12 protein-coding genes are annotated in these 13,626 nt (G+C 60.4%); 6 read left to right on the forward strand and 6 right to left on the reverse strand.

Features of this window, described 5'->3' with window-relative positions; all coding sequences use genetic code 11:
* The first annotated feature begins 3 nt into the window (after nt 1-3).
* Nucleotides 4-1,005: an ABC transporter ATP-binding protein gene (locus FHT69_RS02660; protein ID WP_028755807.1), complete on the forward strand. Its 1,002-nt coding sequence runs from the start codon at nt 4-6 to the stop codon at nt 1,003-1,005.
* Between the two features lie 69 nt (nt 1,006-1,074).
* On the opposite strand, the gene FHT69_RS02665 is transcribed toward FHT69_RS02660, so the two are convergent.
* The 6 genes from FHT69_RS02665 to FHT69_RS02690 form a co-directional block, all read right to left on the reverse strand.
* Nucleotides 1,075-1,380, reverse strand: a complete 306-nt coding sequence (locus FHT69_RS02665; RefSeq protein ID WP_018074098.1) for an NIPSNAP family protein — start codon at nt 1,378-1,380, stop codon at nt 1,075-1,077.
* Nucleotides 1,381-1,573: 193 nt separating this feature from the next.
* On the reverse strand, nt 1,574-2,635 hold the full coding sequence (locus tag FHT69_RS02670) for an ABC transporter ATP-binding protein (RefSeq protein ID WP_183903180.1): 1,062 nt from the start codon (nt 2,633-2,635) through the stop codon (nt 1,574-1,576).
* A 12-nt stretch (nt 2,636-2,647) separates the two neighbouring features.
* A complete protein-coding gene (locus FHT69_RS02675; RefSeq protein ID WP_029867940.1) occupies nt 2,648-3,436 on the reverse strand; it encodes an ABC transporter permease in 789 nt (262 codons plus the stop codon).
* The gene (locus tag FHT69_RS02680) at nt 3,433-4,326 is read right to left on the reverse strand and encodes an ABC transporter permease (protein ID WP_183903179.1); all 894 of its coding nucleotides are present in this window, start codon (nt 4,324-4,326) and stop codon (nt 3,433-3,435) included. Before FHT69_RS02680 ends, FHT69_RS02675 begins: the two co-directional genes overlap by 4 nt.
* A 71-nt stretch (nt 4,327-4,397) precedes the next feature.
* Nucleotides 4,398-5,501, reverse strand: a complete 1,104-nt coding sequence (locus FHT69_RS02685) for an ABC transporter substrate-binding protein (protein WP_028755811.1) — start codon at nt 5,499-5,501, stop codon at nt 4,398-4,400.
* Nucleotides 5,502-5,691: 190 nt separating this feature from the next.
* A complete protein-coding gene (locus FHT69_RS02690; RefSeq protein ID WP_028755812.1) occupies nt 5,692-6,564 on the reverse strand; it encodes a MurR/RpiR family transcriptional regulator in 873 nt (290 codons plus the stop codon).
* Nucleotides 6,565-6,741: 177 nt separating this feature from the next.
* Between FHT69_RS02690 and FHT69_RS02695 the strand changes: the two genes are divergently transcribed.
* The 5 genes from FHT69_RS02695 to FHT69_RS02715 all read left to right on the forward strand — a co-directional run bounded on the left by FHT69_RS02695 (nt 6,742) and on the right by FHT69_RS02715 (nt 13,479).
* Entirely contained in the window at nt 6,742-7,515 is a 774-nt protein-coding gene (locus FHT69_RS02695; RefSeq protein WP_183905365.1) for an N-formylglutamate amidohydrolase, read from the forward strand.
* A gap of 112 nt (nt 7,516-7,627) precedes the next feature.
* Nucleotides 7,628-9,190, forward strand: coding sequence for an amino acid permease (locus FHT69_RS02700; RefSeq protein WP_047614204.1), 1,563 nt, complete (start codon nt 7,628-7,630; stop codon nt 9,188-9,190).
* Between the two features lie 144 nt (nt 9,191-9,334).
* Nucleotides 9,335-10,699, forward strand: coding sequence for a glutamine synthetase family protein (locus tag FHT69_RS02705; protein WP_183904876.1), 1,365 nt, complete (start codon nt 9,335-9,337; stop codon nt 10,697-10,699).
* 246 nt (nt 10,700-10,945) lie between these two features.
* Nucleotides 10,946-12,331: an aldehyde dehydrogenase family protein gene (locus tag FHT69_RS02710; protein WP_183904877.1), complete on the forward strand. Its 1,386-nt coding sequence runs from the start codon at nt 10,946-10,948 to the stop codon at nt 12,329-12,331.
* A complete protein-coding gene (locus FHT69_RS02715; protein ID WP_029867941.1) occupies nt 12,328-13,479 on the forward strand; it encodes an iron-containing alcohol dehydrogenase in 1,152 nt (383 codons plus the stop codon). The genes FHT69_RS02710 and FHT69_RS02715 overlap by 4 nt, the downstream gene beginning before the upstream one ends.
* The last annotated feature ends 147 nt before the right edge of the window (nt 13,480-13,626 follow it).

Raw genomic sequence — 13,626 nt, forward strand, 5'->3', positions numbered from 1 at the left:
ACAGTGGGATCGCTTCAACTCAAATCCATCCGCAAGACCTACGGCACGCATGAAGTGCTGAAAGGCATCGACCTCGAAGTCAAGGACGGTGAATTCGTCATCTTCGTCGGTCCGTCGGGCTGCGGGAAGTCGACGCTGCTGCGCAGCATTGCCGGTCTCGAGGACGTCACGTCGGGCGCCGTCGTCATCAATGGCCGCGACGAGACGCTGACGCCGCCGGCCAGGCGCGGAATCGCCATGGTGTTCCAGTCCTACGCGCTCTATCCGCATCTGACGGTCAAGGACAATATGGGGCTCGGCCTCAAGCAGGCCGGCACCGCAAAGGACGAGATCGAAAAGCGTGTCAGCAAGGCATCCGGCATGCTGTCGCTGGAGCCATATCTGGCGCGGCGGCCGGCCGAGCTCTCCGGCGGCCAGCGCCAGCGTGTCGCGATCGGCCGCGCCATCGTGCGCGAACCGGAACTCTTCCTATTCGACGAACCGTTGTCGAACCTCGATGCGGCGCTACGCGTCCAGACCCGCCTCGAAATCGCCCGGCTGCACCGCAGCCTGAAGGCGACGATGATCTATGTGACCCACGACCAGGTCGAGGCGATGACGCTTGCCGACAAGATCGTCGTGTTGAATGCCGGCGCGATCGAACAGATCGGTTCGCCGATGGAGCTTTACAACCGTCCGGCCAATGTCTTCGTCGCCGGCTTCATCGGCTCGCCGCAGATGAATTTCATCGCGGCCGAGAAGGTCGGCGATCACAGCGCCAAGACGATCGGCGTGCGGCCCGAACACATGACGCTGTCGCGTGAGCAGGGGAGTTGGGCGGCGAAGGTCGTGCATGTCGAGCATCTCGGCGCCGATACGATCATCTATCTGGAGTCCGACCAGTGCGGTCTGCTGACGGCACGCCTGTTCGGCGAGCATCAGTACGAGCCCGACGAGATCGTCTATGCGACGCCGGATCAGGCGCGTGTCCACCGCTTCGATGTCGACGACCAGGCGATCCGCTGAGGGCATGATAGAACGAAAAAGCCCCGTGTTGCGAGGCTTTTCACTTCCCGTTGGCGTGCAGGAGTTCGATCAGCCAAGCACGGGCCGCATGAAGCTACGTTCATAGCTGACGATACTGCGGTTGCGTTTGTCGAGTTCGAAAGCGGCCTGACATTCCGGATCATTCGCCATGCGCGTGCGATAGTCCTCATAGGCGGCAAGGCTCGGGAAGGAAAACAAGGCAACGGCAATGTTGTTGGCGCCTTCGGATGGCAGGAAATAACCATGATGGGTGCCGCCCATCCTGTTGACGATCGGAATCCAGAGACGGGCATATTCCTCGAATTCGGCAAGCTTGTACGGATCGATCACATAACGCAGGTGGCAGGTAATCATTGACATATCCCATTGCGTAAAACACCGAGCGGAGGGCTGCGGCTCATTTGGTTTGCTCACCTTCTGGCATCGCGTTGAGAGAGTTCAAGTGCTTTGCAGTGATGACAGCATCACGATTGCTGACGTGTCGGCCAGCCTGAAATGAAAAAGGCGCCGTTTCGCGGCGCCTTTTGCGTGAACGGTATCGGCGAAATCAGTCGCGGATGATCAGCAGGTCGGCCGCCATGAAGCGCAGCGTCACCGTTTCGCCGGCCTGCGGCGGGGTGATGCCCGGGCTGTTGAACATGTCGAAGGAGATGACGTTGCCGCCGACATTCATACGGGTGCGGATGACCGATCCGAGGAAGTGGGCCGAGACGACCTGGCCGGTTAGCGCCGTATCGCTTTTGACGTTGTCAGAGAGGGAACCGGCTTCCGGACGCAGCGCCAGCGAAATGGTTTCGCCAGCCTTGTGGGCGGCGACCGACTGCTTGAGCGTCACGCCCTGATCGCCGATCTGGATGCGGTTGGCGCCGGGGTCGATGACCTTGGCCTCGATGAGGTTCAACGTGCCGACGAAGGAGGCGACGAAGCGTGTCGCCGGCGTGTTGTAGATCTCGAAGGGCGAACCGATCTGGTCAGCCTTGCCGGCATTCATGACGACAATGCGGTCGGAGATCGACAGAGCTTCTTCCTGGTCGTGGGTGACGAAGACCGTGGTGATGCCGAGCTGCTGCTGGATCTGGCGGATTTCCTCGCGCAGCGACACGCGGATCTTGGCGTCGAGCGCGGAGAGCGGCTCGTCGAGCAACAGCACCTGCGGCTTGACGGCAAGCGCGCGGGCAAGGGCGACACGCTGCTGCTGGCCGCCCGATAGCTGATAGGGGAAGCGGTCGGCCAGGTGATCGAGTTTGATCAGGCCGAGCATTTCTTTGACGCGGGCGTCAATCTCAGGCTTCGGCGCGGCGGCGACCTTGAGGCCGAAGGCGACATTGTCGTGCACGGTCATGTTGGGGAACAATGCATAGGCCTGGAAGACCATACCGATATTGCGCTGGTTCGGCTTCAGGGCGCTCTGGTCCTTGCCGTTGATGGTCAGCGTGCCGCCGGTCGGTGTCTCGAAGCCGGCGATCATGCGCAGAACAGTCGTCTTGCCGCAGCCTGACGGGCCGAGGAAGGAGATGAACTCACCCCTCTCGATGTTCATGTTGAAGTTCTTGACGACCTGAACCGGGCCGAAGGATTTCTGAATGTTGGTCAGTGTGAGAAAGGACATGAGCCAGTTACCTTAAGCCTTTGCCGGGCGGGCTTTACCGAAGCGGGAAACGAGGTTGAGCAGGCCCATGCTGAGCCAGGTGATAGAGAAGGCGATGACGGCGAGCGCCGAAGGCTCATAGGCCTTGTTTGCACCGACGAGCTGCAGATAGGGACCGAAGGCCGGACGGTTGAGCAGCGCGGCGAAGGTGAATTCGCCCATGACGATTGCCAGCGTGATGAAGGCGCCGGAGAGCACGCCGCTCATGACGTTGGGGAAAATGCATCTGAACATGATGGTCGTCCAGCGGGCGCCGAGACTTTCGGCGGCTTCCGTCAGCGTGCGGACGTCGATGGCGCGCATGGCGGTATCGACGGCGCGGTACATGTAGGGCAGGGATAGCGTGATATAGGAGAAGACCAGCAGGGCGTTGGTGCCGGTCGTCGAACCCGTCAGGGGCAGGTAGGACGACGAATTATACATCCTGAGGTAACCGAAGACGATGACGATCGCCGGAATGACAAGCGGCAGCAGCGTGATGAATTCGACGACGGGACGCATCTGCGGCAGGCGCAGCCGCACCCAATAGGCCGTCGGCACGACGAGCAGCATGCCGAAGACGATGGTGAATAACGCCATCAGCATGGAATAGCCGAAGGTCTCGCGGAACTGAATGTCTGAGAAGACCGACTCATAGGCATCGAGGCTGTATTCGCCGCGGCGCATGCGCAGCGAAAATTCGATCGTGCCGATCAACGGAATGACAAAATAGGATGCGCCCAGGATGACGGCGATCCAGGCCCCAAGACGTTGAGCTTTCATTTCTGCCACCGTTCGGCGCGCATGCGCAGCATGAGATAAAGGACGTTGGAGACGCCTGTAATGACGATCATGCCGAGCGCGATGGCGTAGCCGAGGTTGGCATTGTGCAGAACGTCGCCGCGGATCTGCGCATAAAGCAGGATCGGCACGATGTTCAGCGAGCTGCCGGTCAGCGCAAAGGCGGTGGCGATGGCACCGAAGGCATTGGCGAAAAGCAGCAGCGTCGTGCCGAGCAGGCTCGGCCAGAGGATCGGAAGGGCAACCATCGTCCAATATTGGCGGTTGGTGGCGCCGAGGATCTGCGATGCCTCGCGCCATTCCTTCTTCATGCCGTCGAGGGCCGGCGTCAGGATCAGCACCATCAGCGGGATCTGGAAATACATGTAGGTGATGGTGAGGCCAAAGAAGGACAGCAGGTTGAAACCGGTGCCGTAGAGATTGAAGCCGAACCATTCGCGCAGGAAGATCGTCACAAGACCGGTACGGCCGAGCGTTGCGAGAAAGGCGAATGCGAGCGGCACGCCGGCGAAATTCGAGGCGACGCCGGAGAAGGTCAGCAGCGTCGAGCGCACGGAGGCGGGCAGGCCGCCGAGCACGACGGCCCAGGCGAGGAAGAAGCCGATCAGCGCGCCGCCGAGAGCGGAGGCGACCGAGACGCGGATACTGATCCAGTAAGCGCTCATGATCGATGGCGTAAAGAGATCGCCGATATTCTTCAGGGTGAAATCGCCCTCGGGCGTCAGGAATGCGCCCGCCACAAGATAAAGCGTGGGGATGATCAGGAATAGCAGGGAGAAAATGATGAAGGGTGCAATGCCCAGCCAGTCGATCACACGGTCTTTGTTGATCAAGGGGACACTGCTCGCCATCGGCGTTGAAACGGTGCTCATGGAAAAGCTCATCCTGGGGCGTCGGAGTAACAAAACCTCCCCGCCTTGCGGCGGGGAGGCAGGAGCAGAGATTACTTGACGTTGGCGCCGACGACGGAATCCCAGTTCTTGGTGATGGCTTCCTTGCCGGCGGCCTGCTCTTCGAGCGTCGGGAAGACGGCCTTTTCGTAGGCCGCTGCCGGCGGCAGCTTGTCGAGCAATTCCTTCGGGATCTTGTTGTTCTTGGCAAGATCGTTGAAGCGGATCGGGTGGCAATAGCCCTTCAGCCAGCCGAGCTGACCTTCGTCGGAATAGAGGTATTCCATCCAGAGCTTGGCAGCGTTCGGGTGCGGAGCGAAGGCAGAAATCGCCTGAACGTAAACGCCGGCAACGACGCCGGTCTTGGGAACGACAACCTCGAACGGAGGATTGCCCTTCAGACCTTCGCCCCAGGACATCGCGTTGTAGTCCCAGGCGACGATGATCGGCGTGGAGCCCTGCGCGAAGGGAGCGGCCTTGCCGACGACCGGCACGAAATTGCCGTTCTTGTTGAGCTCGGCGAAGAACTTCAGACCTTCTTCACCTGCCTTGGCTGCGTCACCGCCAGATGCGGAAAGACCGGCGGCATAGACGCCCTGGACGGCCTGGTTGGCCGTGCGCGGGTCGCCTGCCAGCGCGACGCTGTTTGCGTAGTCGCTCTTTTTCAGATCGGGCCAATCGGCCGGCGATTCCTTGACGAGATCCTTGTTCACGAGGAACGAGAGAACGCCGTAATAGTCGCCATACCAATAGCCTTCGGCATCCTTGGCGGTATCCGGGATGGAATCCCAGGTGGAGACCTTATAAGGCTGGATCAGGCCGTCTTTCTTGGCGGACGGGCCGAAGGAGAGGCCGACGTCGATGACGTCAGGAGCCTGTGGGCCGGTATTGCCCTTGTTGGCCTTGATCGCTTCGATTTCGTCGCCGGAGCCGGCATCCGGGTTCAGTTCGTTGACCTCAAGACCGTATTTGGCCTTGAAGCCGGCAATGACGTCGCCATAGCCGCACCAGTCGTGCGGAAGTGCGATGGTCGTCAGGGTGCCTTCCTTCTTGGCGGCGGCGATGAGTTCAGCGCTCGGCTCAGCGGCGGCAATCGCGGTCGAAGCCACGATCATCGCAGTAGAAAGCGACAGCAGTCGAGAAATGTTAGAGATCACTGTTGTTCTCCTTCGGGTTTTCAGTGTCTGGCGATGCTGTTAATGAGCTTACATGAAGCTTGTATGACGTTTGGATGACGTTCATTTCACCCTGAATATCAGGCCTTTGCGACAAACATTCTATTTGCGACAGCGCGGTCTGTTTCCGTGAAAATCCGTCATTGTCTTTCTTCTGTTTAGTCTTGTCCTCCTAACCCGGTTTACGGAAAAGCCTGGTCTGCTCGAACAGGCCTTCCAGCGTCTTCATGCGCTCCTTCGTTTCGTCCCAGGTCGAATTCTGAACGGCCTCGATCAGCGCTTCGACGATGAACAGGGTGACGACGGAGGAATCCCAGGCCGATGGCGCTTCGATCCGGACGCGGAAGGTATGTCTGGCGAGCTTGGCCGCGGGCGAGCCCCACTGGTCGGTGAAGACGACGATCTCGGCGCCGCGTTTGCGGGCGGCGGTGGCAAGGCTCACCATTTCCTGCTCGTAGCGGCGGATGTCGAAGATGATCAGGATGTCGCCGGCATTCATGTTGAGGACATATTGCGGCCAGCTGCTGGAGTTCGACGACAGCAGGGTCGTTGCCGGCCGGATCACCTGCATGTGGGTGAAGAAATACTCGGCAAGCGCGCCGGTGATGCGGCCGCCGACGAAATAGAGGCCGCGTTTGCGGTCGGAGAGCAGCGAGGCGACGCTGTCGAAAGTCGCGGTGTCGAGATCGGTCAGCGTCTGGCGCAGATTGCCCATGATGGCATCGGCAAAGCGATTGAGGATATGGGTGCCCGGCGCGTTCTGCGCCCAGCGATCATGCTTGGCGATCGGATTCGAGATCGTCGCCTCGACCTCCTGATGCAGATGCGCCTGAAAGTCTGGATAGCCCTTGAAGCCGAGTTTCTGCACCATGCGCACGACCGTCGGAGTCGAGACGCCGGCATTCTCGGCGATCGTGGTGATGCTTCCGAGACCGGAAACCGGATAATTGTCGAGAAGGCTTTCGGCCAACTGCTTCTCGGCGCGCGTCAGCACCCCCAAATGCGAATGTATGACGTCCGAAACCGTCTTCGACGCAACTGTCACGTAACTATGCTCCCCGGGATGGTCTGGCGCCACTTTCCCACTCAAAGTTAACAACGCTGTCATAATCCATGTCAACTACTGTCATGAAAAGAAATTTTCAGTCGACGCTTGACAGTCATCGAAACCTGAAGAATTCTTTTCTTATAAGAATTTATTAATGGATAAGGAGTGGCGCTTTTGGTGCTGGCTCGACCGAACATCCTCAGCGAAGCGGACGGCGACTGCGTCGGGATCGAGCGCATCCGTGGCGGGAGCCCGGTGCTCTTCGTCTGTGAGCATGCCTCCAGCACTCTTCCTGAACGTTTCGGTGATCTCGGTCTTTCGCGTGAAGCGCTCTCCAGCCATATTGCTTGGGATCCAGGCGCACTTGCGGTTGCCCGCATCCTATCCGACGCCCTTGACGCGACGCTCATCTATCAGCGGTTTTCACGGTTGATCTATGATTGCAACCGCCCACCCAGCTCGCCGGGGGCGATGCCCGAGACAAGCGAGATCTATGCCATTCCCGGTAACAAGGATTTGACCCCGGAAGAGCGGCTGGCGCGCACCGGGGCGCTCTACGTGCCTTTTCACGATGCCGTTCGTGGATTGATCCGTGACCGTCGGGCGCGGGGCCAAGACAGCATCATCGTGACGATGCACAGTTTCACGCCGGTCTATCACGGCCGCGAGCGGGCCGTCGAACTCGGCATATTGCACGACAAGGACAGTCGGCTGGCCGACGGCATGCTGAAAGCTGCCGCTGAGGCACCGCTCTTCAGGACGGAACGCAACGAGCCTTACGGACCCGAGGATGGCGTGACCCATACGCTGATCCTGCACGGGATTTCGAACGGCTTGCGCAATGTGATGATCGAGGTCCGCAACGACCTCATCGCAGACGATATCGGCCAAGGGGTCATGGCCGACTATCTAAAGGGGCTGCTCCAGCAAAGCCTGGACGCCCAATAAAAAGACCCGAGGGAGCAGTCTAACTGCGAACGTCTGTACGGCGCAAATGCCGCGGACAATTGGCACTGAACCGGCCCGCAATCCCGCGGCCGATCGTGAACAGGGGGAAGTCATGTCGGATTATACCGAACTGGACAAGAAGCAGGATGTGCACATCCTGCATTCCATGGGCTATGCCCAGGAACTCGAACGACGCATGAGCTCGTTCTCGAATTTTGCCGTATCATTCTCCATCATCTGCATTCTGTCCGGCGGCATCAATTCGCTGGCACAGGCGACCTCCGGTGCCGGCGGAGCGGCCATCGGCATCGGCTGGCCGGTCGGGTGCTTCATCTCGCTGGTCTTCGCCGTTGCCATGGCGCAGATCAGCTCCGCCTATCCGACGGCCGGTGGGCTCTATCACTGGGGCTCGATCCTCGGCAACCGCTTCACCGGCTGGCTGACCGCCTGGTTCAACCTGCTCGGTCTCGTCACCGTGCTCGGCGCCATCAATGTCGGCACCTATTATTTCTTCATGGGTTCGTTCGGCACCAGCTATCTCGGGCTGACGGATACCACGACGGTTCGCATCGTCTTCCTTGTCATCATCACCGGTGCGCAGGCGCTCGTGAACCACATGGGTATCGGACTGACGGCGAAGCTGACCGACTTTTCGGGTTATCTCATCTTCGCGACCTCGATCGCACTTGCAGTCGTCTGCCTTCTCGCGGCACCCTCGTATGAATTCGGCCGTCTCTTCACCTTCGCCAACTATTCCGGCGAAGCCGGCGGCAATGTCTGGCCGTCCACCTCGGGCGCCTGGGTCTTCCTCGTCGGCCTGCTGCTGCCGATCTACACCATCACCGGCTATGACGCCTCGGCACATACGTCGGAAGAAACCGTCAAAGCCGCCGAGTCGGTTCCGCGCGGCATGGTCGCATCGGTGCTGTGGTCGGCGCTTTTCGGCTATATCATGCTGTGCGCCTTCGTCCTGATGCTGCCGAATATGGACGATGCGGCAAAGCAGGGCTGGAACGTGTTCTTCTGGGCGATGGACAGCCAGGTCAACCCGATCGTCAAGGACATTCTCTATCTCGCCATCCTGGTCAGCCAGTGGCTGTGCGGTCTTGCGACCGTCACCTCGGTCTCGCGCATGATCTTCGCCTTCTCGCGTGACGGCGGTCTTCCGGCGTCGAAGGCGCTGTCGAAGGTCAGCCCGCAGTATCGCACGCCGGTGGCTGCGATCTGGACCGGTTCGATCCTGTCGGTGCTTTTCGTTTGGTTCACCTCGCTCGATTTCATGAAAATCGGTGAGACGCCGGTTTATACGATCGTTGTTTCGTGCACCGTCATCTTCCTGTTCTTCTCCTTCGCGATCCCGATCACGCTCGGCCTGTTCGCCTGGGGCACATCGAAGTGGGACAAGATGGGTCCGTGGAATCTCGGCGAAGGCGCCTTCAAGCTCTTTGCCGTGCTCACGATCATCTCGATGGTCCTGATCTTCATTCTCGGCATTCAGCCGCCGAACGGTGCTGCGCTTTACGTTACCGTTGGCTTCCTCGTGCTGACCGGGATCGTCTGGTTCGGCTTCGAAAGCCGGCGCTTCAAGGGACCGCCGATCGGCGCCGAAGTGGCAAAGCGCCAGGCCGAGATCGCGGCCGCCGAAGCGGCGGTCGGCGAGAGCGGCGAAAAATAAGCATCGAGGCTTCCCTCTCAAATGGCGGGGCCGCATCCTGCGGCCCCATCACCGGTTCAACGAAAAGGCATCAGGTCATCATCCGGCCGAGCGCATGCGATTTCGTTGCCCCGATTTCTCAATCCCAATTCAGGCGGATCAATCATGAGCAGCTACACAATCGACGATCTCAGGAAGGATGTTGCCGAAGGGCGCATCGATACGGTTCTGGCCTGCCAGGTGGATATGCAGGGCCGGCTGATGGGCAAGCGTTTCCAGGCGGAATATTTCGTCGAGAGCGCCTGGAAGGAAACGCACAGCTGCAACTACCTGCAAGCGACTGATATGGAGATGGAGACCGTCTCCGGCTACAAGGCGACGAGCTGGGAGAAGGGGTACGGCGACTATACGATGAAGCCGGATCTGGCGACGTTGCGCCGCATTCCCTGGCTCGACGGCACGGCGCTGGTGCTCTGCGACGTGCTCGACCATCATACGCACGAGGAGGTCGCCCATTCGCCGCGCGCGATCCTGAAGAAGCAGGTGAAGCGCCTCGAGGATATGGGCATGAAGGCCTATATGGCCTCCGAACTCGAATTCTTCCTGTTCGACCAGACCTACGAGGCGGCGCAGGCGTCCGGCTACCGCAACCTCAAGCTCGCCAGCGCCTATAACGAGGACTACCACATCTTCCAGACCACCAAGGAGGAAGAGGTGATGCGGGCGATCCGCACCGGGCTGCAAGGCGCCGGCATCCCGGTCGAGAACTCCAAGGGCGAGGCTTCGGCCGGCCAGGAGGAGATCAACGTGCGCTACGCCGATGCGCTCGCCATGGCCGACCGGCACGCGATCATCAAGAACGGCTGCAAGGAGATCGCCTGGTCGAAGGGCAAGGCCATCACATTCCTCGCCAAATGGAACTACAACGCCGCCGGCAGTTCCTCGCACATCCACCAGTCGCTTTGGAGCCTGGAGGAGAAGCCGCTTTTCTTCGACCATACCGGCAAATATGGCATGTCGCCGCTTATGCACAATTACGTCGCCGGGCTTCTCGCCCATGCCAGCGAGATCACCTATTTCCTGGCGCCCTACATCAACTCCTACAAGCGCTTCATGGCCGGTACCTTTGCGCCGACCAAGGCGATCTGGAGCAAGGACAACCGTACCGCCGGCTACCGGCTCTGCGGCGAGGAGACCAAGGCAATCCGTATCGAGTGCCGCGTCGGCGGCTCCGATCTCAATCCCTATCTCGCCTTCGCCGCGCTGCTTGCGGCCGGCATTGACGGCATCGAGAACAAGCTGGAGCTCGAAGCCCCCTTCGTCGGCGACGCCTATGGCGGCAAGGGTGTCCGCGAAATCCCGCGCACGCTGCGCGCAGCCACGATTGAGATGACGGAATCGGCAATGCTGCGCAAAGCCTTCGGCGACGACGTGATCGACCATTACACCCGCGCTGCCGAATGGGAGCAGGAAGAATACGATCGCCGCATCACCGACTGGGAAGTGGCGCGCGGTTTCGAAAGAGCTTAATAGGCATTCAGAGGCGGCTTGCCCCTCACCCTAACCCTTGCCGGGGTCGAGCCACTGGTCTCGACCCTCCTTCGGACCCCCGCGCTTGCGGGGAGAGGGGGACGTGCCCTGTGCGGGGTTTGCGGTTGGGGGAAACGGTGCTGTGTATTCCCTTCTCCCCGCGAGCGGGGAGAAGGTGCCGGCAGGCGGATGAGGGGCTATGGCCCTCGACGAGATTTTTGATCAATACGAGGACGGAAATCGATCATGGCAATGATCCAATGCATTTCACCGGTTGACGGGTCGGTCTATGCCGAACGCGCCGCACTTTCTCTCGATGCCGCGAAGGATGTGGTGGCGCGCGCCCGCAAGGCGCAGAAAGCCTGGGCGAAACGGCCGCTCGAAGAGCGTGTGCAGCTGGTGCTGAAGGGTGCTGCGCGGCTGAATGAGATGTCTGATGTCGTCGTCCCGGAGCTTGCCTGGCAGATGGGCCGGCCGGTCAAGTATGGCGGCGAATACAAAGGCTTTAACGAGCGCTCCAACTATGTCGCCTCGATCGCGGCGGATGCGCTGGCGCCTCTCGTCGTCGAGGAGAGCGAGCGTTTCGAGCGCCGCATCGAGCGCCAAGCCCATGGCGTCGTCTTCGTCGTCGCGCCGTGGAACTATCCCTATATGACGGCGATCAACACGATCGCGCCGGCGTTGATGGCCGGCAATACCGTGGTGCTGAAACATGCCTCGCAGACGCTTCTTGTCGGCGAACGGCTGGTGCAGGCTTTCATCGAGGCAGGCGTTCCCGAGGATGTGTTCCAGAACGTCTTTCTCGACCATGAGACCACATCGGCGCTAATTGCCGCCGGCAGCTTCAATTTCGTCAATTTCACCGGATCGGTCGAAGGCGGGCGGTCGATGGAGCGGGCGGCCGCCGGCACCTTCACCGGCCTCGGTCTCGAACTCGGCGGCAAGGATCCGGGTTATGTCATGGAAGACGCCGATCTCGATGCGGCCGTCGATACGCTGATGGACGGCGCGACCTACAATTCCGGCCAGTGCTGCTGCGGCATCGAGCGCATCTATGTGCATGAATCGCTCTATGACGCCTTCGTCGAGAAATCGGTTGCCTGGGTGTCGAACTACAAGCTCGGCAATCCGCTCGATCCCGATACGTCGCTCGGGCCGATGGCAAATAAGCGCTTCGCCAAGGTGGTGCGCGAGCAGATTGCTGACGCGGTTTCCAAGGGCGCCAAGGCGCTTGTCGATTCCAAGCTTTTCCCTCAGGATGACGGCGGCGCCTATCTCGCACCGCAGATCCTCGTCAATGTCGACCACTCCATGGCCTTCATGCGCGAAGAGACGTTCGGTCCGGCAGTCGGCATCATGAAGGTGAAGAGCGACGATGAGGCACTCGCTTTAATGAACGACAGCCAATACGGGCTGACGGCCTCGCTCTGGACCGGGGATGTCGAGCGGGCAGCGCGGCTCGGCCGCGAAATCGAAACCGGCACCGTTTTCATGAACCGCGCGGATTATCTCGACCCGGCGCTTTGCTGGACCGGCGTCAAGGAGACCGGCCGCGGTGGCTCGCTGTCGATCATCGGCTTCCAAAATCTGACGCGTCCGAAATCCTTCCATCTCAAGAAAGTCACAGCATGAGCAGCAACATCACCGCAAACTGGAGCTATCCGACATCGGTCAAGCTCGGCCGGGGCCGCATCACGGAACTGGCCGACGCCTGCAAGAGCCTCGGCATCAAGAAGCCACTGCTCGTCACCGACCGCGGCCTCGCCTCAATGGCGATCACCAAGACTGCGCTCGATATCCTCGAAGATGCCGGTCTCGGCCGGGCGATCTTCGCCGATGTCGATCCGAACCCCAATGAGAAGAACCTCGACGCTGGCGTCAAGGCTTTCAAGGACGGCGGACATGACGGTGTCGTCGCCTTCGGCGGCGGCTCCGGCCTCGATCTCGGCAAGTGCGTCGCCTTCATGGCCGGTCAGACGCGGCCGGTCTGGGACTTCGAAGATATTGGCGACTGGTGGACGCGTGCGAGCCTCGAGGGCATCGCCCCGATCGTCGCGGTGCCGACAACGGCCGGCACCGGTTCGGAAGTTGGGCGCGCCAGCGTCATCACCAATTCCGAAACCCATGTGAAGAAGATCATCTTCCATCCGAAGTTCCTACCTGGCGTCGTCATCTCCGATCCGGAACTGACGGTCGGCATGCCGAAGATCATCACGGCCGGCACCGGCATGGACGCCTTCGCCCATTGCCTGGAGGCCTATTCCTCGCCCTTCTATCACCCGATGTCGGCCGGCATCGCGCTTGAAGGCATGCGGCTCGTCAAGGAGTTCCTGCCGCGCGCCTATAGGGAAGGCACAGACCTGGAAGCCCGTGCCAATATGATGTCTGCGGCCGCCATGGGCGCGGTTGCCTTCCAGAAGGGGCTCGGCGCCATCCACGCGCTGTCGCACCCGATCGGCGCCGTCTACAACACCCATCATGGCATGACCAATGCAGTCGTGATGCCGGCAGTGCTGCGCTTCAATCGCAAGGCGATCGAGGAGAAGATCGGCCGCGCCGCCGCCTATCTCGGCATTTCGGGCGGTTTCGACGGCTTTTACGACTATGTGCTGAAGCTCCGCTCCGAACTCGGGGTGCCGGAGACGCTGTCGGCGATGGGAATCGCGCCTGATCGTATCGATGAATTGTCGGCCATGGCGATCGAAGATCCGAGCGCTGGCGGCAACCCGGTCGCAATGACGCTCGAAAATACCAAAACTCTGTTCAAGGACTGCTTCTGACAATATGAGCGGACCAACTGACTGGCCGGAAAACCTTGGTTTTCCGGCCTTTTTTCATTCCGGCGGCATCCCCAATTTTAGGGATGTGAAAAATACCGGCTGCAATTTCGCCGCGCGTGTTTGGAATTTGTTAACCATGATTAGAAA

The organism is Rhizobium sp. BK008 (assembly GCF_014197345.1).
Classification (GTDB): Bacteria; Pseudomonadota; Alphaproteobacteria; order Rhizobiales; family Rhizobiaceae; genus Rhizobium; species Rhizobium anhuiense.